Source organism: Hoeflea ulvae (genome assembly GCF_026619435.1).
In the GTDB taxonomy this organism is placed as follows: Bacteria; Pseudomonadota; Alphaproteobacteria; order Rhizobiales; family Rhizobiaceae; genus Hoeflea; species Hoeflea ulvae.
Map to the genome: position 1 here is coordinate 30,451 of NZ_JAOVZQ010000001.1, position 21,676 is coordinate 52,126.

The 21,676-nt window shown below is 63.5% G+C and carries 23 protein-coding genes and 1 tRNA gene; 18 read left to right on the forward strand and 6 right to left on the reverse strand.

Features of this window, described 5'->3' with window-relative positions; all coding sequences use genetic code 11:
* Positions 1–25: 25 nt before the first annotated feature.
* Both OEG82_RS00135 and OEG82_RS00140 read left to right on the forward strand, forming a co-directional pair.
* Positions 26–1,447 carry a lipopolysaccharide biosynthesis protein gene (locus OEG82_RS00135; RefSeq protein ID WP_267610449.1) on the forward strand — a complete coding sequence of 474 codons (1,422 nt, stop codon included), beginning with the start codon at positions 26–28 and terminating at the stop codon, positions 1,445–1,447.
* Positions 1,448–1,450: 3 nt separating this feature from the next.
* Positions 1,451–2,725 carry a GNAT family N-acetyltransferase gene (locus OEG82_RS00140; RefSeq protein WP_425497490.1) on the forward strand — a complete coding sequence of 425 codons (1,275 nt, stop codon included), beginning with the start codon at positions 1,451–1,453 and terminating at the stop codon, positions 2,723–2,725.
* Here the strand turns inward: OEG82_RS00140 and OEG82_RS00145 are convergent, their stop codons facing one another.
* Positions 2,726–4,378, reverse strand: a complete 1,653-nt coding sequence (locus OEG82_RS00145; RefSeq protein ID WP_267610450.1) for an AMP-binding protein — start codon at positions 4,376–4,378, stop codon at positions 2,726–2,728.
* A 157-nt stretch (positions 4,379–4,535) separates the two neighbouring features.
* Positions 4,536–4,620 (reverse strand) — tRNA-Leu (locus tag OEG82_RS00150).
* Positions 4,621–4,805: 185 nt separating this feature from the next.
* Here OEG82_RS00150 and OEG82_RS00155 point away from each other — a divergent pair.
* Both OEG82_RS00155 and OEG82_RS00160 read left to right on the forward strand, forming a co-directional pair.
* Positions 4,806–5,387: a YqaA family protein gene (locus OEG82_RS00155; protein WP_267610451.1), complete on the forward strand. Its 582-nt coding sequence runs from the start codon at positions 4,806–4,808 to the stop codon at positions 5,385–5,387.
* A gap of 2 nt (positions 5,388–5,389) precedes the next feature.
* Entirely contained in the window at positions 5,390–5,914 is a 525-nt protein-coding gene (locus tag OEG82_RS00160) for a disulfide bond formation protein B (RefSeq protein ID WP_267610452.1), read from the forward strand.
* A gap of 9 nt (positions 5,915–5,923) precedes the next feature.
* Here OEG82_RS00160 and OEG82_RS00165 read toward each other — a convergent pair whose 3' ends face one another.
* Both OEG82_RS00165 and OEG82_RS00170 read right to left on the reverse strand, forming a co-directional pair.
* A complete protein-coding gene (locus OEG82_RS00165; protein WP_267610453.1) occupies positions 5,924–6,481 on the reverse strand; it encodes an HNH endonuclease in 558 nt (185 codons plus the stop codon).
* Between the two features lie 116 nt (positions 6,482–6,597).
* Positions 6,598–7,245: a DNA-3-methyladenine glycosylase family protein gene (locus tag OEG82_RS00170; protein WP_267610454.1), complete on the reverse strand. Its 648-nt coding sequence runs from the start codon at positions 7,243–7,245 to the stop codon at positions 6,598–6,600.
* Positions 7,246–7,323: 78 nt separating this feature from the next.
* Here OEG82_RS00170 and gluQRS point away from each other — a divergent pair, with 78 nt between their 5' ends.
* The 10 genes from gluQRS to OEG82_RS00220 all read left to right on the forward strand — a co-directional run bounded on the left by gluQRS (position 7,324) and on the right by OEG82_RS00220 (position 14,773).
* The gene (gluQRS, locus tag OEG82_RS00175; RefSeq protein ID WP_267610455.1) at positions 7,324–8,244 is read left to right on the forward strand and encodes a tRNA glutamyl-Q(34) synthetase GluQRS; all 921 of its coding nucleotides are present in this window, start codon (positions 7,324–7,326) and stop codon (positions 8,242–8,244) included.
* 103 nt (positions 8,245–8,347) lie between these two features.
* Positions 8,348–9,190 (forward strand): SDR family oxidoreductase, encoded by an 843-nt coding sequence (locus OEG82_RS00180; protein WP_267610456.1) that lies wholly within the window; start codon positions 8,348–8,350, stop codon positions 9,188–9,190.
* 117 nt (positions 9,191–9,307) lie between these two features.
* Positions 9,308–9,505 carry a twin transmembrane helix small protein gene (locus tag OEG82_RS00185; protein WP_267610457.1) on the forward strand — a complete coding sequence of 66 codons (198 nt, stop codon included), beginning with the start codon at positions 9,308–9,310 and terminating at the stop codon, positions 9,503–9,505.
* Positions 9,506–9,562: 57 nt separating this feature from the next.
* Positions 9,563–10,141, forward strand: coding sequence for a cob(I)yrinic acid a,c-diamide adenosyltransferase (locus OEG82_RS00190; RefSeq protein WP_267610458.1), 579 nt, complete (start codon positions 9,563–9,565; stop codon positions 10,139–10,141).
* A gap of 53 nt (positions 10,142–10,194) precedes the next feature.
* Positions 10,195–10,974 carry a rhomboid family intramembrane serine protease gene (locus OEG82_RS00195; RefSeq protein ID WP_267610459.1) on the forward strand — a complete coding sequence of 260 codons (780 nt, stop codon included), beginning with the start codon at positions 10,195–10,197 and terminating at the stop codon, positions 10,972–10,974.
* A gap of 235 nt (positions 10,975–11,209) precedes the next feature.
* Positions 11,210–11,959 (forward strand): electron transfer flavoprotein subunit beta/FixA family protein, encoded by a 750-nt coding sequence (locus OEG82_RS00200; RefSeq protein WP_267610460.1) that lies wholly within the window; start codon positions 11,210–11,212, stop codon positions 11,957–11,959.
* A 23-nt stretch (positions 11,960–11,982) separates the two neighbouring features.
* Positions 11,983–12,912, forward strand: a complete 930-nt coding sequence (locus OEG82_RS00205) for an electron transfer flavoprotein subunit alpha/FixB family protein (protein WP_267610461.1) — start codon at positions 11,983–11,985, stop codon at positions 12,910–12,912.
* 129 nt (positions 12,913–13,041) lie between these two features.
* Entirely contained in the window at positions 13,042–13,923 is an 882-nt protein-coding gene (locus OEG82_RS00210; RefSeq protein WP_267610462.1) for a 3-hydroxybutyryl-CoA dehydrogenase, read from the forward strand.
* An 8-nt stretch (positions 13,924–13,931) separates the two neighbouring features.
* Positions 13,932–14,402 (forward strand): DUF4442 domain-containing protein, encoded by a 471-nt coding sequence (locus OEG82_RS00215; RefSeq protein ID WP_267610463.1) that lies wholly within the window; start codon positions 13,932–13,934, stop codon positions 14,400–14,402.
* Positions 14,403–14,569: 167 nt separating this feature from the next.
* Positions 14,570–14,773, forward strand: a complete 204-nt coding sequence (locus OEG82_RS00220; protein ID WP_267610464.1) for a YgaP family membrane protein — start codon at positions 14,570–14,572, stop codon at positions 14,771–14,773.
* A gap of 66 nt (positions 14,774–14,839) precedes the next feature.
* Here the strand turns inward: OEG82_RS00220 and tlpA are convergent, their stop codons facing one another.
* Entirely contained in the window at positions 14,840–15,514 is a 675-nt protein-coding gene (gene tlpA / locus OEG82_RS00225) for a thiol:disulfide interchange protein TlpA (RefSeq protein WP_267610465.1), read from the reverse strand.
* Positions 15,515–15,535: 21 nt separating this feature from the next.
* Here tlpA and argH point away from each other — a divergent pair, with 21 nt between their 5' ends.
* The 4 genes from argH (at position 15,536) to OEG82_RS00245 (ending at position 21,183) form a co-directional block, all read left to right on the forward strand.
* Positions 15,536–16,936, forward strand: coding sequence for an argininosuccinate lyase (gene argH, locus OEG82_RS00230; protein WP_267610466.1), 1,401 nt, complete (start codon positions 15,536–15,538; stop codon positions 16,934–16,936).
* Positions 16,937–17,027: 91 nt separating this feature from the next.
* Positions 17,028–17,216: an LPS translocon maturation chaperone LptM gene (gene lptM / locus OEG82_RS00235; RefSeq protein WP_267610467.1), complete on the forward strand. Its 189-nt coding sequence runs from the start codon at positions 17,028–17,030 to the stop codon at positions 17,214–17,216.
* 9 nt (positions 17,217–17,225) lie between these two features.
* Positions 17,226–18,494 (forward strand): diaminopimelate decarboxylase, encoded by a 1,269-nt coding sequence (gene lysA / locus OEG82_RS00240; protein ID WP_267610468.1) that lies wholly within the window; start codon positions 17,226–17,228, stop codon positions 18,492–18,494.
* A gap of 109 nt (positions 18,495–18,603) precedes the next feature.
* Positions 18,604–21,183, forward strand: a complete 2,580-nt coding sequence (locus OEG82_RS00245; RefSeq protein ID WP_267610469.1) for a TIGR02302 family protein — start codon at positions 18,604–18,606, stop codon at positions 21,181–21,183.
* 7 nt (positions 21,184–21,190) lie between these two features.
* On the opposite strand, the gene OEG82_RS00250 is transcribed toward OEG82_RS00245, so the two are convergent.
* On the reverse strand, positions 21,191–21,559 hold the full coding sequence (locus OEG82_RS00250) for a response regulator (protein ID WP_267610470.1): 369 nt from the start codon (positions 21,557–21,559) through the stop codon (positions 21,191–21,193).
* Positions 21,560–21,676: the final 117 nt, after the last annotated feature.

Consider the following 21,676-nt stretch of genomic DNA (forward strand, 5'->3'; position numbering starts at 1 on the left):
GCAACAACAGGACGATAGCCTGACCATGACGTTGATCGACACAGCCGGCAAAATATTGCCGCCGCGCTACGCTGCGCGGCTGATGCCTGTGTTTGAGCGCCTGTTGACCGTGATGACGGCGAAGGACGAGACCAGCGCCGCACAGCGCATGGCCCTGGTCGCCTTCTCGATCCGCATTGTCAGCGCGGCCATAGCCTTTGTCTCGCAGATCATCCTGGCCCGGCTGATGGGCGAGTTCGAATACGGGATATTCGTTTTCGTCTGGGTCATCGCTGTCATTCTCGGCAATCTCTCCTGCCTCGGATTTCACACGACAGTCATCCGGTTCCTGCCGCAATACCGCAGCGCGGGCGCCGACGAGTCTATCCGCGGCCTGACCGCGACGGCGCGGATTTTCGCCCTGGTCTCGGCGACCCTGATCGCGGCCACCGGCATCGCGGCCCTTTATCTGCTGGGCGACAAGATCCAGGCGCATTACATCCAGCCGCTGTTTGTCGGCGCCTTCGTGCTGCCGATGATCGCCCTGGGCGATGTGCTGGACGGCACCGCGCGCGCCAATGGCTGGCCGGTTCATGCGCTCGGCCCGACCTACATCATCCGGCCGCTGCTGATCCTGTCGCTTGTCGCCTGCGCCATCGGGCTGGGGCGAATGGCCGATGCCAACACCGCCATCCTGGCGGCCCTGGCTGCGGCCTATCTGACCACGATCCTTCAATATGTGGTGATCACGGGCAAGCTGAAACAGCGTTTCCCGGCGCCCGGAATCCAGATCCATTTCAGAACCTGGCTGACGGTGGCCTTCCCGATCTTCCTGATCGAGGGCTTCTATTTCATGCTCACCAATTCCGACGTGATCATCGTCGGCCTCTATTTGCCGCCGGAAAAGGTGGCGGTCTATTTCGCCGCAGCCAAGACCATGGCGCTGGTGCATTTCGTCTATTTCGCCGTCAAGGCCGCGGTTGCCCAGCGGTTTTCGAGCCTTGTGTCGGGAACCGACCGCGCCGCGCTGTCGGCCTTTGCCCGGCTGACCGTTCAGTGGACATTCTGGCCGTCGCTGCTGGTCGGCGGCCTGGTGATCCTGGCCGGTCCGTTTCTGTTGTCGCTGTTCGGCCCCGCCTTCCAGGAAGGCCACATGATCATGATCGTGCTGTTTGCCGGGATCATCGCCAAGGCCATGATCGGCCCGGGTGAAGTGCTGCTGACCATGGCCGGCGAACACCGGATCTGCGCAGCGATCTACGCCGTGGCGCTGGCCGCCAATCTCGGCATCAACATCGTGCTCATCCCGGTCTGGGGCCTGCTCGGCGCGGCAACAGCCACCGCTGCGGCCATGGTCATCGAGGCGGGCCTGCTCCACATCATCATACGCCGGCGGCTGGGCATCGTCATGTTCATCGCAGCAGGTCCGGCCTCCGGCCGCGGCCGGTTCGGAACGGAAACAGGATAGATCATGGCTTCAAGTCCAGTTGTTCAGGATGAGGTCGCCAGCCAGGCCAACGCGATGATTGGCGAGTTCGCTGACGTCGAGACCGCCCGTCCGCTCCCCGACCGCGATGTCGCCGTCGGGCGGGAAGGCCGGCATCTGGCCATCTATCCGGCGCGCGCCGGCTATGAATTGCAGGAAGAGCTCGATTTCCTCACCAACCGCGCGCTGGAGCCCAACGTGTTCTTCTCGAGCCGTTTCCTGGCGCCCGCCATGCCACGGCTCGAGGACCGGGTCATTCGTCTCATGCTGATGCGCGATGAATCCGAAACCCATTCGCGCATGCGGCTGATGCTGCCGTTCTCGGTGGAAAAACCCGGCTTCTCCGTCGGCGCGTCGATCATCCGGGCCTGGGCCAACCCCTTCGGCCCCCTGGGAACGCCGCTGCTTGACCGTGAAGACGCGGCAGAAACGCTGGACAACATGCTCGAGGCGCTTTCGCGGCCCGAGAGCGGCCTGCCGGGCATCCTCGTGCTGCCGGACCTGCGGCTCGACGGGCCCGTTGCCAGCCTGTTGCGCGCCGTGGCCCTGGGCCGCAACCTTTCGGTTGCCGTCACCGACGAGGCCCAGCGGCCGATGCTGCAGAGCACCCTCGACGCCGAAGACTATCTCGGCCACGCGGTGTCCCCGCATCACCGCCGCGAGATGCGCCGGCAGTGGCGCCGCCTCTCCGAACATGGCGAGGTGACCTACACGGTTGCCCGTCAGCCTGATGAAATCCGCTATCATCTGGAAGAATTTCTGACTCTGGAGGATTCGGGCTGGAAGGGGCGCCGCAAGAGCGCCATGGTCGCCGACCGCTACCGCGCAGCCTTCGCCCGGGAAGCGATCAACAGCCTGGCCGAAACCGACAGCGTGCGCATTCACAGCCTGGCTCTTGACGGCGAGGCCATCGCATCGATGATCGTCTTCGTTTCCTCAGGCGACGCCTGGACCTGGAAAACCGCCTATGACGAAACCTATGCCCGCTATTCGCCCGGCAAGCTTCTGGTCGACCGGCTGACGGAATGGCATCTCGATGATCTCAACATCCAGCGCACCGATTCCTGCGCGGTTCCCGACCACCCGATCATGAGCCGGATGTGGACCGAGCGCGAAAGCATGGGCACCATGGTGATCGGGCTCAACGCCGGGCACGACCGCGATGTCCGCCAGGTCGCGACCCAGCTCCACATCTACCGCAACACCCGCAACATCGCCCGGATGCTGCGCGAGAAGATCCGCGGCATCGCCCGCCGCTGATCAGGTGCCCGACGCGGCGGCAGCTTCGGCAATCGCCCTGTCCCGGAGCTCGCGGCGGATCACCTTGCCGGTCGTGGTCAATGGCAGGCTGTCGACAAATTCGATCTCGCGCGGATATTCATGCGCCGACAGCCGGGTCTTGACCCAGTCGCGCACCGACTCCGCCAGCTCCGCATCGGCACTGACCCCCGGCGCCACCACCACATAGGCCTTGACGATTTCGGTGCGGATCGCGTCGGGCTTGCCCACCGCCGCCGCAAGCACCACCGCCGGATGTCCGGTCAGGCAATCCTCGATCTCGCCCGGTCCGATCCGGTATCCCGACGAGGTGATGACATCGTCGTCGCGCCCGAAAAACGAGAAATACCCGTCCGCATCGCGAACGCCCTGGTCGCCGGTCAGCATCCAGTCGCCGATGAATTTTGCCTCGGTCGCGGCGTCATTCTGCCAGTAGCCCAGAAACATCACCGGGTCGGGACGACTGACCGCGATCTGGCCCGAGGTGCCATCCGGCACGACGGTGCCCTGATCATCAATCACCGCCACCTCGTGTCCCGGCACCGGCTTGCCGATGGCGCCCCCACGGCTGACTCCGAGCATTGCGCAGGATGCCAGCACCAGATTGCATTCGGTCTGGCCGTAGAATTCATTGATGGTCAGGCCAAGCACCCGCTGCGCCCAGTCATAGGTTTCACGGCCCAGGGCCTCGCCGCCCGAACCGACGGTGCGCAGATCGAGCCGGTGGCGCGACAGCGGATCGGTGACCGTGCGCATGATCCTGAGCGCGGTAGGCGGAATGAAGGCGTTGCGCACCTGCATCTCCGCCATGATCCGGTAGGCCAGTTCCGGGTCGAATTTCTGCGCGCGGGACGATACCACCGGCACGCCGAGCAGCAGTCCCGGCAACAGCACATTGAGCAGGCCGCCGGCCCAGGCCCAGTCCGCCGGGGTCCACAGCTTGTCGCCCGGCTGCGGCATGAATTCATGATGGGTCTGCACGCCTGGAATATGACCGATCAGCACCCTGTGCCCGTGCAGCGCGCCCTTGGGCGGCCCGGTGGTGCCCGAAGTAAAGATCATCAATGCCGGATCGTCGGCGCGGGTCGCAACCGCGATCGGCCCATCCGGATGACCTTGCTCCAGCCTGTCAAAGCCGACCGCATCGCCGCCGTCGTCGTCACCGGTAACGATGATCGTTTCAAGTGCGCTCAGCCGCTCCCTGATGGCAAGGATCTTGTCGCGTCCGGTCGCGGTCGTCACAAGCGCTGTCGCGCCTGACGCGGTGAGACGGTGCTCGACCGCCTCGACCCCGAACAGCAGCGCCAGCGGCACCGCGATCGCGCCCAGCTTGTAGATCGCCACATGGGCAATCGCCGTTTCGAATCCCTGCGGCAGCATCAGCGCCACCCGGTCGCCGGGCTTGACGCCAAGCGATCTCAGCCCGCGGGCAAAGGCATTGGAGCGCCGCGCCAGCGCGCCGTAGCTCAGCCGCTCGGGCGCGCCGTCCGGATTGAAATGCTCAAGGCAGATCCGCTCCGGCTCACGCGCCGCCCAGTCATCCGACACAGCCGAGCCGATGTTGAAAAACTCCGGAACGTCCCACGAAAACCGCGAGGCAATATCCTCGAGCGTCTCTCCCGCCGGCAGCAGCATGACTGAAAATCCTCGCACACACATTTCACTCTGCTCGCCGCAGATTCTCACGCGGACAGCCGGAAACCAGATCAAGTCCTATCAGGCGTCAGGGGCGGAATGAAGAGGGTCGGAAGCATTGCTGAATGCGCAGTGGCACGATCACGCAAAGAAAAATTGGTGCCCCCTTCCGGACTCGAACCGGAACTCCTTGCAGAACCGCATTTTGAGTGCGGCGCGTCTACCAATTCCGCCAAAGGGGCGCTGCGCCGGTCGAACCGGTGCAGACGGCGGGACTATAGTCAGCGATTTGTTCCGGTCAAACGCTTTTTTCAACATCCCGTCGGCCGGATTGAAGATCAAATCGCACCGCCACAAGGCCTGTTTACCCCGCCGGTCTTTGCGATTAAGACCCTGACGGTGCCGCACGACAGGAAGAAGCCTTTTCATGCTACGCAGACTCTACAACTGGACCATGTCGCTGGCGGGAACCCGTCACGCCGAAAAGGGACTCTTCGGCGTGTCTTTCGCCGAAAGCTCGTTCTTTCCGATTCCGCCGGACGTGCTGCTCATTCCGATGACGCTTGCCAAGCCGCGCAACTGGGTCCGGCTCGCGCTGATCTGCACCATCGCATCGGTGATCGGCGCATTCGTGGGCTATGCCATCGGCATGTTCCTCTACGAGAGCGTCGGAAAATGGCTGCTGGAAACCTATGGCGCTGCCGACAAGTTTGACAAGATTTCGCAGTGGTACAACACCTGGGGCGGCTGGGGCGTGCTGTTTGCGGCGATAACGCCGTTTCCCTACAAGGTGCTGACCATCTTTTCCGGCGCCACCGGGCTCAACCTGTTTGTCTTTGCCGGTGTCAGCATCATCGGCCGGGCCTTCCGGTTCTTCCTCGTCACCTGGTTGCTGTCTCGCTTCGGCGAGCCGATCCGGCTGTTCATCGAAAAATATCTCGGCCTTCTTTTCACCCTGTTCATGGTGCTGTTGGTCGGTGGATTTTATGCAATCAAATATGTGTTCTGACCATGCCGGCATCTGACCTGACCACCTCCTCCGCCCGAGACATCCGGACCAGGACAGCGCTGTTTCTGGCGCTTGCCATGGCGGCTGTGGTCGGCACGGCGCTCGGCTTCGAGCATATCGGCGGCTATATCCCCTGCGCGCTGTGTCTCGAGCAGCGCATGCCCTATTATGCCGGCGCGCCGCTGATGCTCATCGCCGCCGTCGTTTCCCGCGCAGGCGGACCGTCCTGGGCCGTGCGCGGCTTGCTGGCCGTGGGCGGATTGCTGATGCTCTACGGACTTGTGCTCGGCGTCTACCATTCCGGCGTCGAATGGCACTGGTGGGACGGGCCCGCTTCCTGCGCGACATCGGCCGATGCCGTAACCCGGGACGCCGGATCGCTGCTGGGTGATCTCAGCTCGAAAAAGCCGCCATCCTGCGATGCTGCCGCGCTGCGGGTGCTCGGCCTTTCCTTTGCCGGCTGGAACGTGCTTGCCAGTGCTGCGCTCGCCGCAATCGCCATCCGCGGCACGCTGGTCAAGCGCTGAGCCATCGGGTCAGGGCTGCAGCTCGACATCCCAGTAAAGATAGTCCATCCAGCTTTCATGCAGGTGGTTGGGCGGAAACATCCGCCCGTTCTTGTGCAGGTCCTGCACGCTGGGACGATAGGGTTTTTGCTGCGGGATCATCCCCGCCTGCTTGGGCATCACCCCGCCCTTGCGCAGATTGCAGGGCGAACAGGCCGCCACCACATTCTCCCAGGTGGTTTCACCGCCGCAGCGCCGCGGAATGACATGGTCGAAGGTCAGCTCATTGGGAGAGCCGCAATACTGGCATTCGAACCGGTCGCGCAGAAACAGGTTGAACCGCGTAAATGCCGGATACCGTGATGGCTTGATATAGGTCTTCAGGCAGACCACGCTCGGCACCCGCATCGAAAACGACGGTGACGACACGGCGTGATCATATTCCGCGACAATCTGCACCCGGTCGAGAAACACCGCCTTGACGGCATCCTGCCACGACCACAGCGACAGCGGGTAATAACTCAAAGGTCTGTAATCAGCGTTCAGAACGAGCGCCGGCAGTGACTGCGGGGATACAAAAATCGTCAATTTGCTCTCCTGAGCGAGTGCGATTCGGCATCTGCGGAGATCATATTATGCTGGACATGACAGGCTTGTGAAGCGCCGTCTTCGAAATGGCGTTCCGGGCTGTTTTCGCGGGCCTGTCAGCTTGCCAGCGGCGTTGCATCGCGGCCCATCGCTTGCGCGTAATAGGCCCAGAGCAGCCGCGCCGCCACGCCGCGCCAGGGGCTCCAGTCCTGGGCCAGGTCGGCCAGCACCCTGGTTTGCGGCCGGACCTCGAGACCCATCAGATGCGCCGCCGCACTTTGCAGCGCCACATCACCTGCCGGAAAGATGTCCGGGTGCCCGGCGCAAAACAGCAGATAGACCTCGGCCGTCCATGGCCCCAGCCCCTTGATGACCGTCAGGCGCTCGATCGCCTCGCGGCCCTCGAGCCCGCACAGATGCTCGAGATCAAGCGCCCCGCCAAGCACGGCCTCGCCGACCCGGCGCACCGTTTCTGCCTTGGCGCGCGAGAGGCCGGCAGCGCGCAATTGCGCGTCCGACAGGGCCAGTACCGCAGCCGGGCTGATCTCGCCCGCTGCCAGTTCCAGCTTGCGCCACAGCGCATTGGCGCTGGCCTTGGAGACCATTTGCGACAGGATGATTTCAGTCAGCGCGGCATAGCCCGGCGGTTTGCGGCGCAGCGGCACCGGACCGGCAAGTTTGATCGCCCGGGCCAGTCGCGGATCGGCCTGCGCCAGCGCCGCCAGGCCCTCGGCAATATCGTCCATGTTGTCAATCCGGCGCATCATTGCCTTCCTCGCCGCAGGCCCCGGCCCCGTGACCGGACCCCGTGACGGAACCGTTGAAAAATGACATGAAACACCATGCTCCACGCCAACACCACACATAACCGGCAACAGCCCCGCACCACAGTGCGGTTTGCGCCCAGCCCGAACGGGCTGCTGCATCTCGGCCATGCCCGGTCCGCGATCCTGAATGCGCGCTTTGCCGCCGCACATGACGGCAGGTTCCTGCTGCGCATCGAGGACATCGACATCACCCGGGCCCGGCCCGAATACGAGGCGGCCATCGTCAAGGATCTGGATTGGCTCGGACTTTCCTGGAGCAAACCGGTGCGGCGGCAGTCGGATCATTTTGCCGACTACGCATCGGCGCTGACGGAGTTGCGCAGGCTCGGCCTTATCTATCCGGCCTTCCTGAGCCGCTCGGAAACCCAGGCACGGGTTCGCGATATCGAATCGACGGGCCGGTCATGGCCGCGCGATCCCGACGGCGCGCCGCATTATCCCGGCGATGACCGCAACCTGTCCGATGCGGAGCGCATGGCGAGAATTGCGGACGGGGCCCCGCATGCCTGGCGGCTGGACATGACGGCAGCGCTCACCGGCCTGGGGGTCGGGCTCACATGGAACGAGCACGGCGCCGGGCCCGAGGGCGAGACCGGCCGCATTGCCGCCGACCCCGCCGCCTGGGGCGATGTGCTGCTGGCGCGCCGCGACATCCCGGCGAGCTATCACGTGGCGGTCAGTGTTGATGACGCCATCCAGGAAATCACCGATGTCATCCGCGGGCAGGACCTGTTCGCTGCCACATCGGTCCACCGCTTGCTGCAGCACTTGCTCGGCCTGCCCGTCCCCCGCTACCGGCATCATGGCCTGGTGCTCGACGGCAGCGGACAAAAGCTCTCCAAAAGCGATGGCGCCACTTCACTTGCCTCGCTCAGGGACCAGGGCCTGGCCCCGGTCGATGTCATTGCCCTGGCCGGCCTGGCGCCAGACGGCTGACACCGAAGCGATGGCCCTGACGCAGCGAACGCCCTGCCCGGCATTGTCAACCAGGAGTGATTATGGGATTTGAAGCGCTTCAGGAACAGGGGCCCGTCTTGCGATGAATGGTGAAGACCAAAAGAGGACCATTGTGGTGACCGGCAGCTCGAGCGGCATCGGCGCCTTTTGCGCCCGCGCGCTTCAGGCGGATGGCTGGCGCGTGATCGCCACCGCCCGCACGCCCGACGATATCGCCCGGCTCAAGCAGGACGGCCTCGAGGCGTTCTATCTCGACTATGCCAATCCGCTGAGCATTGCCAAGTTCTTCGACCAGGCCATGGCCGCCACCGGCGGGCGCTGTGATGCGCTGTTCAACAATGGCGGCTATGGTCAGGTGGGCGCAGTCGAGGACCTTCCCGTCGATGCCTTGCGCGCCCAGTTCGAGGCCAATGTCTTTGGCTGGCACGACCTCACCCGCCGGGTAATTCCGGTGATGCGGGCGCAGGGACATGGCCGCATCGTGCAATGCTCGTCAATTCTCGGCCTGGTGCCGATGCGGTTTCGCGGCGCCTACAATGCCTCCAAGCACGCGCTGGAAGGCCTCTCCGTCACTCTGGCTATGGAATTGCACGGCTCGGGCATTCACGTGAGCCTGATCGAGCCCGGCGCGATCGCCACCCGCTTCAGGGCCAATTGCCTGCCGCATCTCGCCCGTCATATCGACGTAGAAAACTCGGTTCACGCCAGGGACTATCAGGCCCAGTTGCGGCGTCTTGAAAAGGAAGAACGGTCAGACAGCGGCAAGCTCGGCCCCGACGCGGTCTACAAGGTCCTGCACCACGCGCTGACCGCACCGCGTCCGCGCTATCACTACCCGGTGACGCGGGCGGCGAAGCTGGGCGTCATCGCCCGCAGGCTTTTGCCGGCCCGGTTGTTCTACCCCTGGCTGGCCGGCAAGGACTGACCGGAGGGGCAAAACCGGAAAAACGCCGCAGCGCAGACAATGGACTCGGCGGCAAAACACCCTATGTTCCATCGGAAACCGGCCCGGGGCCGGAAACTGTTCCTGAGGAAAGCCGCCATGTCGTCCGTTACCTATGTCCTGTCCATCATCGTCATGCTGTCCGTGGCCGCCGTACTGGTCCGCGGCCTTGTCAACATGGCGCGTGGCGGCACCGCCAATCTCTCCAACAAGCTGATGCAGATGCGGGTGCTTTTGCAATTTGTTGCAGTGGTGCTGATTGTCGCGACCCTCTGGCTCACCGGCGGCGGGCGCTGACAGCAGCTGCATCACAGAGGCGAGGCGTCTCGCAATTCAGCACAAAGGGCTCGCGCAATGGTCAAACTCAACAAGATCTACACACGAACCGGCGATGACGGCACCACCGGCCTGGTTGCCGGCGAGCGGCGCCCGAAATATGATCTGCGCATAGAGGCCTATGGCACGGTGGATGAGGCCAATGCCGTGATCGGCATGGCGCGGCTGCACACGGCCTCGATGACCGCGCTCGATGCCATGCTGATGCGGATCCAGAATGACTGCTTCGATCTGGGCGCCGATCTGGCCACGCCCGACACCGGCAAGGCACTCGATTACGAGCCCCTGCGCATCGTCGATTCGCAGGTTGACCGGGTGGAGGCCGATATCGACACTCTCAACGCCGATCTCGAGCCGCTGCGATCATTTGTCCTACCCGGCGGAACCGGGGCTGCGGCCTATCTGCATCTCGCCCGCACCGTGGTCCGCCGCGCGGAACGGTGCATGGTCGAGCTTGCCGGTCAGGACGGCGAGAAAGTCAGCCCGGCTGCCATCCGATTCACCAACCGGCTGTCCGATTTCCTGTTTGTCGCCGCCCGCTGGGTCAATGATCATGGCCGCGCCGATGTGCTTTGGGTTCCCGGCAAAAACCGCTAGAGAGCTACTCAGTCCGGATCCGAGAGCCACGCCGGAAGAACGGAAAGCCCGCCATGTTCATTCCCCTGCATGATTCCAACGACCTCAAATATATCCGGCTGCAATGGGTCACCTGGTCGCTGATCGCGATCAATGTCCTTGTCTGGGTGATCACCGGACTGGCCGGTGGCGACAGCGAATTCTCCAATGCCGCGGTTCTGGGCCTGGGCTTCATCCCGTCGGTGGTCAACGACATTGCCGAACTGCCGGCTTCGATGGTGCTGGTGCCGGAGGATGCGACCTATGTCACCTACAGTTTTCTTCACGGAAACCTGCTCCATCTCGGCTCGAACATGATCTTCCTGTGGGTTTTCGGCGACAATGTCGAAGACGCCATGGGGCATGTCAGGTTCCTGGTGTTCTATCTCCTGTGCGCCGCTGCCGGCGCCTTTGCCCACGGATTGCTGCTGCCCGATTCGCAGAACCCCCTGATCGGGGCCTCCGGTGCTGTGGCCGGCGTGATCGCGGCCTATCTCATGCTCCACCCCAAGGTCAGGGTCTGGGTTCTGGTGCTGGGCCGCATTCCGCTGCCGCTGCCGGCCTATATTCCCCTGCTGTTCTGGGTGGTGTTCCAGTTCTTCATGCTTGTCACCGATCTGGGCGGCGAGGTGTCCTGGGCAGCCCATGTCGGCGGCATTGTCGCCGGCGCTGTCCTGGTGCTTGTTTTCAGGCGTTCGGGTGTGCCGCTTTTCGACCGCAACATCGAAAGTCCGAAGGCGGTTGTCCACAAAACCCCGCATCCGGTTGCGGAAAAATCTGATGCCCGGACGCCGCCAACCAGGTGGGGACGCTAGCATCGGCAGCGCCGAATTGGCGCGGGCGCAGGCATCGACAATTTTGCATTGCAAAATCTCCTGCGTGGTTGCGATTGAATTTGGAGAGAAATCGCGTATCCATGTCGGCAATCGGCTATCCGGCCGGCCTGTGAACAGGCAAAATCCGGATATTCGGCCCCGCACCTCCGGGTTCAGGGCAAATTGGAACATGGCCAAACTCTGTAGGGCCTAGCAAAGTGAGGAAGGCAATCCGATGAAAATTCTCGTGCCGGTCAAGCGCGTCGTCGACTACAACGTCAAGATCCGGGTCAAATCCGATGGCAGCGGCGTCGATCTTGCCAATGTGAAGATGTCGATGAACCCCTTTGATGAAATCGCCATCGAGGAAGCCCTGCGTCTGCGCGAAGCCGGCAAGGCCACCGAAGTCATCGCCGTGTCGATCGGGCCGGCCAAGGCCGAGGAAACCCTGCGCACAGCTCTCGCCATGGGCGCTGACCGGGCGATCCTGGTCGAGGCCGACGGCATCGTCGAGCCGCTCGCTGTTGCCAAGATCCTCAAGGGCATCGTCGGCGAGGAAAATCCTGACCTGGTGATCCTGGGCAAGCAGGCGATCGATGACGACGCCAACCAGACCGGCCAGATGCTCTCGGCACTGCTCGGCTGGAGCCAGGCCACATTCGCCTCCAAGGTCGAGATCGGCGACGGCTCTGCCGACGTCACCCGCGAGGTCGATGGCGGGTTGCAGACCATTTCGGTCAAGCTGCCGGCCATTGTCACAACCGATCTGCGCCTCAACGAGCCGCGCTATGCGTCGCTGCCCAACATCATGAAGGCCAAGAAGAAGCCGCTCGACAAGAAGAGTGCTGCCGATTACGGCGTCGACACCGCGCCAAGGCTCGAAGTCATCAAGACCGAGGAGCCGGGCGGCCGCAAGGCCGGCGTCAAGGTCGGCTCGGTGGCCGAACTCGTCGACAAGCTCAAGAACGAAGCAGGCGTGCTGTAAGCGCGGGAAAGGAAGATCCTACCATGACCATTCTCATTATTGCCGAACACGACCACGCCTCGCTGTCCGACCAGACCGCCAAGGCGGTCAGCGCCGCCACCCAGATCGGCGGCGACATCCATGTCCTGGTTGCCGGCAAGGACGCCAAACCAGCCGCCGATGCGGCCGCCATGCTCGAGGGTGTCACCAAGGTGCTGCACGCCGAAGGCGATGAATATGCCAACCGGCTGGCCGAACCGCTGGCAGCGCTCGCCGTCTCGCTTGCGGGCGACTACGACACGCTGATGGCGCCTGCGACCACATCCGGAAAGAACGTCATGCCGCGCATTGCGGCGCTTCTGGACGTGATGCAGATCTCCGACATCATCGAAGTGATCGCGCCTGACACCTTCAAGCGTCCGATCTATGCCGGCAATGCGCTGCAGACGGTGAAATCGACCGATGCAAAACGGGTCATCACGGTTCGCACGGCGTCCTTCTCGGCAGCCGGCGAAGGCGGATCGGCTTCGGTCGAGACCACAGCTTCGGCCGGCGATCCGGGCCTGTCGTCCTTCGTCAAGGATGCGATTGCCGAAAGCGATCGTCCGGAACTGACCTCGGCCAAGATCATCATCTCCGGTGGCCGTGCGCTGGGTTCGTCGGAAAAGTTCCAGAGCGTCATCCTGCCGGTGGCCGACAAGCTCGGTGCCGCCGTCGGCGCCTCGCGTGCGGCCGTCGATGCGGGCTATGCGCCCAATGACTGGCAGGTCGGGCAGACCGGCAAGGTGGTGGCCCCCGATCTCTACATTGCCTGCGGGATTTCCGGCGCCATCCAGCACCTGGCCGGCATGAAGGATTCCAAGGTCATCGTTGCCATCAACAAGGACGAGGAAGCCCCGATCTTCCAGGTCGCCGACTACGGACTGGTCGCCGACCTGTTCGAGGCACTGCCGGAGCTTGAAAAAGCGCTCTGAGCCGTCAGAATTTGACGACAAGATCAATGGCCGGGCTGGACGTCTCCACCCCGGCCATTTAGGTTCTTGGTTCGGACGCGCTCATGTCAGTGCGCCCGGCAGCATCCAAAATCCAGTCAGGCGGGGCAAATGGGCAACCAGATCAAGAGTGTTGGCATTATCGGCGCGGGCCAGATGGGTGGCGGCATTGCTCATGTCTGCGCCATGGCGAACTATGACGTCCATGTTCACGATGTCTCGGCCGACAGGCTTCAGACCATGCTCGCCACCATCAGCGGCAATCTTGCCGGGCAGGTGTCCTCCGGCAAGACCACCGAGGCCGAGCGCGAGGCAGCCCTTGCCCGGATCCACATGGCGCCGGAAATGTCCGACCTTGCGGCAATGGATCTGGTCATCGAGGCGGCGACGGAAGACGAGACCGTCAAGCGCAAAATCTACCAGCAGCTCTGCCCGGTTCTCAATCCCGAGGCGCTTCTCGCCACCAACACCTCCTCGCTGTCGATCACCCGGCTGGCTTCGGCCACCGACCGGCCCGAGCGTTTCATCGGCATTCATTTCATGAACCCGGTGCCGGTGATGAAGCTGGTGGAACTGGTGCGCGGCATCGCCACCGAGGACACCACCTTCAAGACCGCGCGCGGCTTCATCGAGACACTCGACAAGACCATCACCGTCGCCGAGGATTTTCCGGCCTTCATCGTCAACCGCATCCTGCTGCCGATGATCAACGAGGCGATCTACACGCTCTATGAGGGCGTCGGATCGGTGGAAGCCATCGACACCGCCATGAAGCTTGGCGCCAACCATCCCATGGGTCCGCTGCAACTGGCCGATTTCATCGGGCTCGACACCTGTCTGTCGATCATGCAGGTGCTCCATGACGGGCTTTCGGATTCGAAATACCGGCCCTGTCCGCTGCTGGTCAAATATGTCGAGGCCGGCTGGCTCGGACGCAAATCCGGCCGCGGGTTCTATGATTATCGCGGCGACGTTCCCGTCCCCACCCGGTAAGACCGCAGATGAAAGCAAATGCCCTCCGCCGCGGCATGAACCTGTGGCCGCCGCTGCTGTGCGCCGGCATCAGGATCGTGCGCATCAGCGATGATTTCCGCGCCGTCGATGTCGAATTGCGCGAACGCGTCTACAACAGGAACTATGTCGGCTGCCATTTCGGCGGATCGCTCTTTGCCATGACCGATCCGTTCTGGATGCTGATGGTGATGCGCAATCTCGATCGCAGCTACACGGTCTGGGACAGATCCGCCGGGATAGACTTCCTGCGCCCCGGCCGCGGCACGGTGTCGGCGAGCTTTCGGCTGGCAGAGGCCATGCTCGACGAGATCCGGGCCAACACGCAAACCCAGGGCTCGACCTTTCTGCGGGCATTTTCGGTCGATATCGTCAATGCCGAAGGCGAGGCCGTGGCCCGGGTCAGCAAGACCCTGCACATCCGCCGCAAACCCGACACCCGCACCCGCATCGGCGGCTGAGGCAACCCGTCCGTTCCCGGATGCGGTGCGACGTCACCACTCGATGCGGCCACATGAATATAAAACATATTGAATATACAATTCATATACCCTATATATCTCTCAGGTGAAGCCGCCGGACCCCCGTCGGCGCGGGCACGGCCCGCGACAGATCAGAGGATATGAAAATGGGACTTGATCGTACGATTTTGGCATTCGCGGGAGTGATGGTTCTTTTGTCCGTGGCTCTCGGCGTCTATGTGTCTCCCTACTGGCATCTGCTGACGGTCTTTGTCGGCCTCAACCTGATCCAGTCTTCGGTCACCGGCTTCTGCCCGGCGGCGATGGTTTTCAAGAAACTGGGCGTCAAGCCGGGATGCGCCTTCAACTGACGGCCGGACGACAGGAACAATGCCCGATCGGGCGTGGCCGGAACATTCAGGCCGCGCCCTGATTGTTCAGCCCGCCTTGAGTGCGGCAACCAGTGCCTTGGCGTCGTCGCTGGCCCATTCCGCCGGCCCGTTCATGCCGCCCAGCATGCAGCCGTCCTTGCCGATCATCAGCGTCACCGGCAGGCCGAAGGCCAGCCCTTCCCTTTTCAGCGTGTTGAACACGCCCATGGTTTCATCACGGTAGAGCCCGAGATTGGCGACGCCGATTTCCTCGAGGAAAGCCGCGGGCTTGGCCACGTCGCCGGTGTCGATATTGACCGCCAGCACCTTGAAGCCGTCATCACCCAGTTCCGACTGCAATTCCGACAGGGCCGGCATTTCCGCGCGGCAGGGAGCGCACCAGGTCGCCCAGAGATTGACCAGGAGCGCCTGACCGGAAAAATCCGCCAGACTCATCTCGACGCCATCCTCGGAGGTGAATCCGAGCTCAGGAAGCGCGATCGCGGTCTCGCGAACCGCCATTGCAGCCACCTCTCCCTTGGCCAGCGGCTTGAGCCTGGCAAGCAGCTCCGAATCCGCCTTGCATTCGGCTTGTGTCGCTGATCCGGGACTTTCGGCCAGCAGCGCATTGCCAGACGGTGATGCTTTCCAGTATATCCCGGCAGCCCCCACCATGACGCCGAGCGCAATTGCAATTGCGACGAGGGCGCCGGTGGACAGGTGGGTGCGCGATTGGCTCATGACAAACTCCAAGGCAGGCTCATGTCGACAGATAATGACAAACAGGCGTCAAACCAGATGTGGGGCGGACGATTTGCCTCCGGACCCGATGCCATCATGGAGGAAATCAACGCCAGTATCGATTTCGACCGCAAGCTCTATACCCAGGATATCCGCGGATCCCTCGCACATGCGGCCATGCTTGCCAAGACTGGCATAATTTCGAGCGAAGACTGCGACAAGATTTCTCACGGACTGAACACGATCCTGTCAGAGATCAATGAAGGCAGCTTCGTTTTCTCGCGCCAGCTCGAAGACATTCACATGAACATCGAATCGCGGCTGGCCGAGCTCATCGGCCCGACCGCCGGTCGGCTGCACACCGCGCGCTCGCGCAATGACCAGGTCGCGCTTGATTTCCGCCTCTGGGTCAAGGAAGAGCTGGTCCGCACCGAAGCCGCGCTGACCCGGCTGATCACCGCCTTTCTCGACAAGGCCGAGCTGCATGCCGACACCGTCATGCCCGGCTTCACCCATCTTCAGTCGGCTCAGCCGGTCACCTTCGGCCATCATTGCATGGCCTATGTCGAAATGTTCGGCCGCGACCGCCAGCGCGTGCGCCATGCCATCGAGCACATGGACGAGAGCCCGATTGGTGCCGCAGCGCTTGCCGGCACCGGCTTTCCCATCGACCGCGACATGACCGCCCAGGCGCTCGGCTTCCGCGAACCCACCCGCAATTCGATCGATACCGTGTCGGACCGTGACTTCGCGCTCGAATTCCTGTCGCTGGCCGCGATCTGCGCCGTGCACCTGTCGCGGCTGGCCGAGGAAATCGTCATCTGGTCGACGCCGCAATTCGGCTTCGTGCGACTCTCCGACGCGTTTTCCACCGGCTCCTCGATCATGCCGCAGAAGAAGAACCCCGATGCCGCGGAACTGGTGCGCGCCAAGACCGGCCGCATCAATGGCTCGCTGGTGGCGCTTCTGACCATCATGAAGGGACTCCCGCTGGCCTATTCCAAGGACATGCAGGAAGACAAGGAACAGGTCTTTGACGCGGCCGAGAGCCTGGAGCTGTCGATTGCCGCCATGACAGGCATGATGAGCGACATGGAAATCCGGACCGACCAGATGCGCAAGGCCGCCGGATCGGGCTATTCCACCGCAACCGATCTCGCCGACTGGCTGGTGCGCGAGGCAGGCCTGCCGTTCCGCGATGCCCATCACGCCACCGGACATGCCGTCGCCATGGCCGAGCAAAAAGGCTGCGAACTGGCCGAATTGTCGCTCGAGGATCTGCAAAGCATCAATCCGGCGATCACCGCAGGGATTTTCGACGTCCTGACCGTCGAAGCCTCCGTCGCCAGCCGGCAGAGCTTTGGCGGCACCGCACCCTCGCAGGTGCGCAAGCAGATTGCCTGGTGGCGCGCACGCAACTGAGACCCGCGGACAAAGCAGGTGCACATCGCGGCGAAAACTTGTATGTAGGCCACCGCTTTGGACGTTATCAGACTATCGTGAGGAACAGCGAATGACGACCGGTCCCTGGATCAAAACCATAGGCGCAATGGCGCTGCTCGCCGTGGTCCTCGCAGGCTGTGGCAAAAAGGGGCCGCTCGAGCGTCCCGGCGTGACGGCAACCACGACGATAGCCGATGGCGAAACCGCGCCCGCACCGGCGCCCGAACGCCGTTTCATCCTTGACGGTCTTCTTGAATAGGCATTCCCAGTGAATCATTTTGAGTATCGCGACGGCGTTCTGCACGCTGAAGGCGTCAGCCTTCCCGACATCGCCGCCCAGGTCGGCACTCCGTTCTATTGCTATTCCAGCGCCACGCTGACCCGGCACTACAAGGTGTTTTCGGGCGCCTTCGCCGATATCGATTCGATGGTCTGTTTCGCCATGAAGGCCAATTCCAACCAGGCCGTCCTCAAGACCCTGGCGCAGCTGGGATCCGGCGTCGACGTGGTCTCCGAAGGTGAGCTGCGCCGCGCCCTGGCCGCCGGTGTGCCTGCCTCCAGGATCATGTTTTCGGGCGTCGGCAAGACCGTGCGCGAAATGGACGCCGCACTGGCCGCCGACATCTACTGCTTCAACATCGAATCCGAACCCGAACTCGAAGTGCTCAATGCCCGGGCGCTCGCCATGGGCAAGGTTGCGCCGATTTCCTTCCGCATCAATCCCGATGTCGACGCCAGGACCCATGCCAAGATCTCGACCGGCAAGAAGGAAGACAAGTTCGGCATCTCCTGGAAGCGCGCGCCTGCGGTCTACAATCACGCGGCAACGCTTGCCGGCGTGCGCGTTACCGGCATAGACATGCATATCGGCAGCCAGATCACCGAGCTGCAGCCTTTCGATGATGCGCTCAAGCTGATGGTCGAGCTGATCACTGCCCTGCGCGCCGATGGCCACACGATCGATCATTTCGACATCGGCGGCGGCCTCGGCGTTCCCTACCGCGATGACAATCTGCCGCCGCCCGATCCCGATGCCTATGGCAAGATGGTCAAGGCCCGGCTGCGCGACCTGGGCTGCAAGGTCATTCTCGAACCCGGCCGCCTGATCGTCGCCAATGCCGGCGTGCTGGTGACCGAAGTCATCTATGTCAAGGATGGCGGCGACAAGACCTTCGTCATCGTCGATGCGGCGATGAACGACCTGATCCGGCCGACGCTCTACGAGGCCTGGCACGAGATCCGCCCGGTGCGGATTTCCGCTGCCAATGCCCCGCGCATCCGCGCCGATATTGTCGGCCCGGTCTGCGAAAGCGGCGATTATCTTGCCCGGGACCGGGAAATGGCCGAACCCAGGCCCGGCGACCTGATTGCCGTCGGATCGGCCGGCGCCTATGGCGCGGTACAGGCGGGAACCTACAACACCAGGCTTCTCGTTCCCGAGGTTCTGGTGCATGGCGACCGCTTCCACATCGTTCGCAAGCGCCCGTCCTACGAGGATCTGATCGGCATGGATTCGGTGCCGGCCTGGCTCGACTGAGCCGGGCTGCCGCCGTTCCGGGTCTGCCTTCAGCCTGACTTTTTTGTCACAGGCCTCGCCTTGGCCGCAAAGACTGCTATCTTCATGTCTGACGCTGAAGGAAACCGAGATGGCAGACAGACCCGGCAGCAAGCACACCGCCCCGACACAAAGCCCTGATGACGCCCGCCGCGCGGTCGCCTTCGGCCGCCTGCGCATGCGGCTCAACCTGTGGCTCGGCCGTCTCATCACGCTTTCGGCCCCGCTCCTGGCCGTCGTCGCCCTGTATCTGAGCTTCTCCTGGTTCGGAGTTTTCAGGATCGTGCCGGACTGGCTGCGGCTGGCGCTTCTCGGGCTGTTCTGTCTGGCCTTCCTGGCCTCGCTGTGGCCTTTGACGCGCTTCCGGTCCCCCGACCGCGGCGAAATCGACACCCGGCTGGAAACGGAGAACCGCATCGCCAATCAGGCGATCGCCAGCCAGGATGACACTGTTGCGGCGACCGATCCGCTGGCGCGCGCGCTGTGGGATGAACATCGCCGCCGCATGGCGCAAACCATCGGCACGCTCGAAACCGGCCTTCCGCGCTCAAGCCTGCCGGCGCGCGATCCCTGGGGCATCCGTGTCGCGGTTGCGCTGACGCTGTTTGTCGCCTTCGGCTATTCCTTTTCGGGCAATGCCGGCCGGCCCGGCGACGCCCTTGTCAGCCACGCAACCAGCACATTGCCGGATGTCCGCATCGACGCCTGGATCACCCCGCCGTCCTATGTCAATCAGGCTCCGGTCTTCCTCACCGGACTTGATCGTGATGCAGGCCTTCCTGTCGACGCCTTCGACGGCAGCGAGGTCACGATCCAGATTGGCGGCGGCGATGCCGATGCCGTGGTGACCTGGGGGGCGGACGAGGCATCGCAGAGCCCGGTCGAGCGATCCGAAGCCGGCGCCACCGGCAGGCCGGCAGCCGCAGGGGCCGCGACCTGGACATTCAGACCGGACTCCGACGGTCGGCTTGAAATCAGCGCCGGCCGGTCCGCAGCCGGCTTCAGCATTCACCTGATCCCTGACGCACCTCCCGTTGCCGCATTCGTCGAAACCCCGCGCCGCGCCGTCAACGGCGCGCTGGAGCTCGATTACACGCTGAGCGACGACCACGGCATTGCCCGCGCCGAGGCGGAAATCATCCCCGCCGGGGACGCCGCACCTGATGCCCGGCCCTTGTTTGACCCGCCGAAATACCGGCTGTCGCTGCCGCGCCGGTCGTCCGAGGACAACCGCGCGGTGTCGAGCCACGACCTCACCGAACACCCGCTGGCCGGCCAGAACGTGAAGATCACCCTTGTCGCCATTGACGGCGCGGGCCAGGAAGGCCGCAGCGAAACCCTGGAAACGGTTCTGCCCGGGCGGCGCTTTTCAGAACCGCTTGCAGCAGCGGTGGTCGAGCAGCGCGGCGTGCTGGCGCTTGATGCCAACAATCTGCGCCGGGTCTATGACCTGCATGATGCGCTGACGATTGCGCCGGAAGAGACCATTCCCGACCTCACCCATTACCTGTTGCTGCAATCGGTCCGCGGCCGGCTTGAAAATGCCCGCAGCGATGAAGACCTTCGTGCCGCCATCGATTACATGTGGGGCGTCGCCCTGCAGCTTGAGGATGGCAATCTGTCGCTGGCCGAACGTCGACTGCGCGATGCCCAGAATGCGCTGGCCGAAGCGCTGGAAAACGGCGCCACCGACGAGGAGATCGCCCAGCTGATGGACGAGCTGCGCGAAGCGATGCAGGAATATCTGCGTGAACTGGCGCGCCAGAACCCCGCAAACCAGAATGGCGAGACCCAGCAGGCCATGCCGGAAAACATGCTGCGCCAGCGCGACCTCGACAACATGCTCGACCAGATCGAGAACCTGGCCCGCTCCGGCGCCCGCGACCAGGCTCAGCAGATGCTGCAGGAATTGCAGCGCATGATGAACAATCTGCAGGCCGGCCGGCAGCAACGCCAGCAGCAGCAGGGCGGTCCGATGCGCCAGCAGATGGACAAGCTGGGCGAACTCATGCGCAAGCAGCAGCAGTTGATGGACGAAACCATGCGCGCCGACCGTGAGCGCCAGAGCCAGCCCGGCGAAGGCCGCGACCGTCAGCAGCAACAGGGTCAGCAGCAGCCCGGAGACGGCCAGGACCAGGGACAGGAGGGCCAGGGCGCACAGTCACTGGAAGAGATGCTCGGCGCGCTGGGGCGCAGCCAGCAGGAACTGCGTGACGCGCTGGGACAATTGCAGAGCGATCTCGAGGGAATGGGCATACAGCCGTCGGAAGGATTTGGCGAAGCCGGTGAAGCCATGGGCGATGCCGCCGGCAATCTTGAGGGCGGAGAAACCGGTCAGGCGCTGAGCGATCAGGGCCGCGCTTTGCAGGCGCTGCGCCAGGGCGCCGAGGACATGATGAACCAGATGATGCAGGCGATGGGCGACCAGCAGGGCGAAGCGGAGGGTGAAGGCCCTGCCCGCAACGGCAACCGCGCAGCCGATGACCGCGATCCGCTTGGCCGGCCGCGCTCGACCACCGGTCCGGATTTCGGCAGCCGGGTCAAGGTGCCCGACGAGATCGACATCCAGCGCGCCCGCGAAATTCTGGACGCCATTCGCGAACGTCTCGGCGACCAATTGTCGCCCGAACTGGAAAAGCGCTATCTCGAACGCCTTCTCGACCTGAAATAGGGAACCGTCAGGCGGCCTTCCTGGTCAACGCATCGGCCACCGCCTGGCGGATCTGCGGCAGGGTGAAGGGCTTTTCCACCACGTCCACCACGATGCGCATCAGCGGTTCGGCCCGCTCGCGCTGCTCGGCAAATCCGGTCATCAGCAGGATCGGCATGTCGGGAACCAGTTCAGCCGTGGCCGTCGCCAGCGCAATGCCGTCCATGATCGGCATGCGGATATCGGACAACAGCAGGTCGAACCCCTCGGCCTGCAGATAGTCGAGCGCTTCGGCGCCGTCTCCTGCCTCGACGATTTCATGCCCGTCGATCACGAGCGCGCGGGCAACAAAGCGCCGCAGCGACTCTTCATCTTCGGCAATCAGGATTCTCGCCATTGTCATGCTCCCGGGGCCTGCGCGGTCAAATCGGAGATCTGAACAAGCGCTTGCGTGCGAATCACAGGGCTACCGCGTGTGGCCACCACCGGTGGTGGCGCACTGCAGCGCAGCCGT

Bases quoted from the DNA above. Each gene is read 5' to 3' on its own strand.
- gluQRS (WP_267610455.1), top strand. From the start codon at position 7,324: ATGCTCCACGCCAACACCACACATAACCGGCAACAGCCCCGCACCACA.
- OEG82_RS00190 (WP_267610458.1), top strand. From the start codon at position 9,563: ATGGTCAAACTCAACAAGATCTACACACGAACCGGCGATGACGGCACC.
- OEG82_RS00210 (WP_267610462.1), top strand. From the start codon at position 13,042: ATGGGCAACCAGATCAAGAGTGTTGGCATTATCGGCGCGGGCCAGATG.
- OEG82_RS00205 (WP_267610461.1), top strand. From the start codon at position 11,983: ATGACCATTCTCATTATTGCCGAACACGACCACGCCTCGCTGTCCGAC.
- lptM (WP_267610467.1), top strand. From the start codon at position 17,028: ATGACGACCGGTCCCTGGATCAAAACCATAGGCGCAATGGCGCTGCTC.
- argH (WP_267610466.1), top strand. From the start codon at position 15,536: ATGTCGACAGATAATGACAAACAGGCGTCAAACCAGATGTGGGGCGGA.
- OEG82_RS00215 (WP_267610463.1), top strand. From the start codon at position 13,932: ATGAAAGCAAATGCCCTCCGCCGCGGCATGAACCTGTGGCCGCCGCTG.
- OEG82_RS00200 (WP_267610460.1), top strand. From the start codon at position 11,210: ATGAAAATTCTCGTGCCGGTCAAGCGCGTCGTCGACTACAACGTCAAG.
- OEG82_RS00155 (WP_267610451.1), top strand. From the start codon at position 4,806: ATGCTACGCAGACTCTACAACTGGACCATGTCGCTGGCGGGAACCCGT.
- OEG82_RS00245 (WP_267610469.1), top strand. From the start codon at position 18,604: ATGGCAGACAGACCCGGCAGCAAGCACACCGCCCCGACACAAAGCCCT.
- OEG82_RS00140 (WP_425497490.1), top strand. From the start codon at position 1,451: ATGGCTTCAAGTCCAGTTGTTCAGGATGAGGTCGCCAGCCAGGCCAAC.
- OEG82_RS00185 (WP_267610457.1), top strand. From the start codon at position 9,308: ATGTCGTCCGTTACCTATGTCCTGTCCATCATCGTCATGCTGTCCGTG.
- OEG82_RS00180 (WP_267610456.1), top strand. From the start codon at position 8,348: ATGAATGGTGAAGACCAAAAGAGGACCATTGTGGTGACCGGCAGCTCG.
- OEG82_RS00160 (WP_267610452.1), top strand. From the start codon at position 5,390: ATGCCGGCATCTGACCTGACCACCTCCTCCGCCCGAGACATCCGGACC.
- OEG82_RS00170 (WP_267610454.1), bottom strand. From the start codon at position 7,245: ATGCGCCGGATTGACAACATGGACGATATTGCCGAGGGCCTGGCGGCG.
- OEG82_RS00195 (WP_267610459.1), top strand. From the start codon at position 10,195: ATGTTCATTCCCCTGCATGATTCCAACGACCTCAAATATATCCGGCTG.
- OEG82_RS00145 (WP_267610450.1), bottom strand. From the start codon at position 4,378: ATGCTGCTGCCGGCGGGAGAGACGCTCGAGGATATTGCCTCGCGGTTT.
- OEG82_RS00250 (WP_267610470.1), bottom strand. From the start codon at position 21,559: ATGGCGAGAATCCTGATTGCCGAAGATGAAGAGTCGCTGCGGCGCTTT.
- OEG82_RS00220 (WP_267610464.1), top strand. From the start codon at position 14,570: ATGGGACTTGATCGTACGATTTTGGCATTCGCGGGAGTGATGGTTCTT.
- OEG82_RS00135 (WP_267610449.1), top strand. From the start codon at position 26: ATGACGTTGATCGACACAGCCGGCAAAATATTGCCGCCGCGCTACGCT.
- tlpA (WP_267610465.1), bottom strand. From the start codon at position 15,514: ATGAGCCAATCGCGCACCCACCTGTCCACCGGCGCCCTCGTCGCAATT.